The following is a 3486-nucleotide window of genomic DNA, read 5'->3' as shown; positions in this document are numbered from 1 at the left end:
CCGCCCTGCCAGCGGTCCTGGTCCTGGTAGGTGCGGGGGTACCCCAGGCCGGGGCGGGTCTCGACGTTGTTGAACCAGACGTACTCGACGCCGGTGCGGTTGGTCCAGGCCTGCTTGCACGTCACCGAGCACGTGTGACACCCGATGCACTTGTCCAGGTTCATCACCATCGACATCTGCGCCATCACCCGCACGACGCCACCCCCTCCCACGCCGACGACTGCCTGCCCGCCGCCGGGCCCCGCGCCGTTCCGCTCCGGGTCACGAGTGTCACGAGTACCGCACCTCCTGGCTGCGTCGGCGGATGACGGTCATCTCGTCGCGCTGGTTCCCGGTGGGTCCGAGGTAGTTGAACGCGTAGGAGAGCTGGGCGTAGCCGCCCGCGAGGTGCGTCGGCTTGAGGAGGATGCGCGTGAGCGAGTTGTGGATGCCGCCGCGCAGGCCGGACGTCTCGGCGAGCGGGACGTCGATCGTGCGGTCGGTCGCGTGGTGCATGTAGACGGTCCCCTCGGGCATCCGGTGGCTGACCACCGCCCTCGCCACGACCACGCCGTTGCGGTTGTACGCCTCGATCCACTCGTTGTCCGCGACGCCGATCTTGGCGGCGTCGGCGGGCGACATCCAGACGTTCGGGCCACCGCGCGAGAGGGACAGCATGAAGAGGTTGTCCTGGTACTCGGAGTGGATCGACCACTTGTTGTGCGGGGTCAGGTACCGCACCGCGACCTCGGCGTGACCGCCGGACGCGGGGTAGCCCGACGGCGACGTGTCGCCCACCACGGGCGAGTCGCCGAACAGGCGGTGCATGTCCAGCGGTGGCCGGAAGATCGGCATGTGCTCGCCCAGCTCGATCATCCAGTCGTGGTCGAGATAGAGGTGCTGGCGGCCCGTCAGGGTGTGCCAGGGCTTGAGCCGCTCCACGTTGACGACGAACGCCGAGTACCGGCGGCCCCCGTGCTCGGACCCGGACCACTCGGGAGAGGTGATGACCGGCGTCGGGCGCGACTGCACGTCCGGGAAGGTCACGCGCTTGCCCTGCTCGTCCAGGGCCAGGTCTGCGAGGCGCGTGCCCGTGCGCTGCTCGACGTGCTCGAACCCCTGCACCGCGAGCCGCCCGTTCGTCGTGCCCGACAGCGCGAGGATCATCTCGCACGCGTGCGTGTCCCGGTCCAGTCGCGGGCGCCCGGCCGTCGGCCCGTCCTGGACGAGGCCGTTGCGGCGGCCGAGGTCGGCGACCTCGGGCGCGGGCGAGAAGTGCACGCCCTTGGTGACCATGCCCGCCTTCTCCGTGAGCGGGCCGAGCGAGGCCATGCGCGCGGCAAACGCGGGGTAGTCCCGCTCGACGACCACGAGCTTCGGCATCGTCACGCCCGGCACGAGCTCGCGCTCCGTCACCGGGAGCCCCGAGTCGGAGAGCGCGCCGTGCGGGACCGCCATCTCGTCCGGGGTGTCGTGCGCGAGCGGCGCGGCGACGAGGTCCTCCCGGACCCCGAGGTGCGTCACCGCGAGCTCGGACACCTTCCCCGCGATCGTGTGGAAGATGTCGAAGTCGGTGCGCGTCTGCCACGGCGGGCTGATCGCCGGGTTGAACGAGTGCACGAACGGGTGCATGTCCGTCGAGGACAGGTCGTGCTTCTCGTACCAGGTCGCCGCCGGCAGCACGACGTCCGAGAACAGCGTCGTCGACGTCATGCGGAAGTCGAGCGTCACGAGCAGGTCGAGCTTGCCCTGCGGCGCCTCGTCCCGCCACGTCATCGACCGCGGGCGGCGCTCGGGGCCCGACTCCGCGGCGTGGACCGCGGCGTCGGTCCCGAGCAGGTGCTTGAGGAAGTACTCGTTGCCCTTGCCCGACGACCCGAGGATGTTCGCGCGCCACACCGTCACGACGCGCGGGAAGTTCGCGGGGTCGTCCGGGTCCTCGCACGCGAACCGCAGGGTCCCGGCCTTGAGCTCGTCGACCACGTGCTGTGCCGGTTCCTTGCCCGCCGCGCGCGCCTCGTCGACCAGGTCCAGCGGGTTGCGGTCGAACGTCGGGAAGCTCGGCATCCAGCCGCGCTGCGCCGACTCGACGAGCGTGTCCGCCGTCGTGCGCCCCGAGAACTGCCCCTGCGCGAGCGGCGACGCGAGCGCGTCGGCGGGCAGCCCGTCGTACCGCCACTGGTCCGTCGCGAGGTACCAGAACGCGGTGCCGATCATCTGGCGCGGCGGGCGCGACCAGTCCAGGCCGCCCGCGTACTGCGCCCACCCGGTCACCGGGCGGCACTTCTCCTGCCCCACGTAGTGCGCCCACCCGCCGCCGTTCACGCCCTGGCAGCCGGTGAGCGTCGTCAGCGCGAGCATGGCCCGATAGATCGTGTCGGAGTGGAACCAGTGGTTGGTCCCCGCGCCCATGATGATCATCGAGCGCCCGCCCGAGTCGAGCGCGTTCTGCGCGAACTCGCGCCCGATCCGCTCGGCCGCCGCGGCGGGCACCCCGGTGAACCGCTCCTGCCACGCGGGGGTCGCGGGCGACGCGTCGTCGTCGTAGCCCGCGGGCCACTCGCCGGGCAGCCCCAGCTCCGGGCGGTTCACCCCGTACTGCGCGAGCAGCAGGTCCAGCACCGTCGTGACGAGCCGCCCGCCGACCCGCCGGGCCGGGACCCCGCGCACGACGACGCCCGCGCCGCCCAGGTGCGCGCCCGCCTCGTCGCCGGGCGCCGGGTCGAGGTCGAACCGCGGCAGCGCGACGGCGACCGTCTCGTAGGTGAGATCTGCCGAGGGAGAGCCCTGGTACCGCGAGGGAGAGCCCTGGTCCGCCGAGGGAGAGCCCTGGTCGGCCGACGGCGAGCGCTCGGGGACGGAGCCGCGGGTGGGGGCGGTCTGCGGGGCGCCCCAGAAGACGCCGTGCGGGTCGGCGACGGAGAGCAGGGGGTCGATGTCGCCGAGGTCGAGGTTCCAGCGGCCCGCGTCGGCCTCGCCGTAGCGGTGACCGAGGCTGCCGTTCGGGACGCGCGGCGTGCCGTCGGCGTCGAGCACGACGGTCTTGAAGCGGGCGTTCGAGGAGGCGGCGTCGTCGTCGCCGGGGCGCCCGACGCCGTCGGGCAGGTCCGCCGCGGTGAGGAACTTCCCCGGGACGTACGTATCGCCGTCGGGCCCGGGCGCGTCGCCGTGCTCGTCGAGGGCGACGAGGTTCGGGAGGTCGGTGAAGCGCGCCGCGTACTCCGCGAACTGCGGGGTCCGGCGCCGCGCGTAGTGCTCGGTGAGGATGACGTGGCCCATCGCCTGGGCGAGGGCGCCGTCCGTCCCCGGGTGCGGGGCGAGCCACTCGTCGGCGAACTTGGTGTTGTCGGCGTAGTCGGGCGAGACGACGATCACCTTCTGGCCGCGGTAGCGGGCCTCGGTCATGAAGTGCGCGTCGGGGGTGCGGGTGACCGGGACGTTGGAGCCCCACATGATGCAGTAGGTGGAGTTCCACCAGTCGGCGGACTCGGGGACGTCGGTCTGGTC

The 3486-nt window shown here is 72.5% G+C and carries 1 protein-coding gene and 1 pseudogene; both read right to left on the bottom strand.

The genetic code is table 11. From position 1 onward, the window contains the following. Positions 1-194, bottom strand: a pseudogene (gene narY / locus NF338_RS20925) (nitrate reductase subunit beta); the annotation flags it as partial. A gap of 76 nt (positions 195-270) precedes the next feature. Next, a partial coding sequence (locus tag NF338_RS20920; protein ID WP_264032512.1) for a molybdopterin-dependent oxidoreductase occupies positions 271-3486 on the bottom strand: 3216 nt, incomplete at its 5' end.

This window comes from Cellulosimicrobium sp. SH8 (genome assembly GCF_025818875.1).
Lineage (GTDB): Bacteria > Actinomycetota > Actinomycetes > Actinomycetales > Cellulomonadaceae > Cellulosimicrobium > Cellulosimicrobium cellulans_D.
This window is presented reverse-complemented; position numbering and strand designations above follow the sequence as displayed.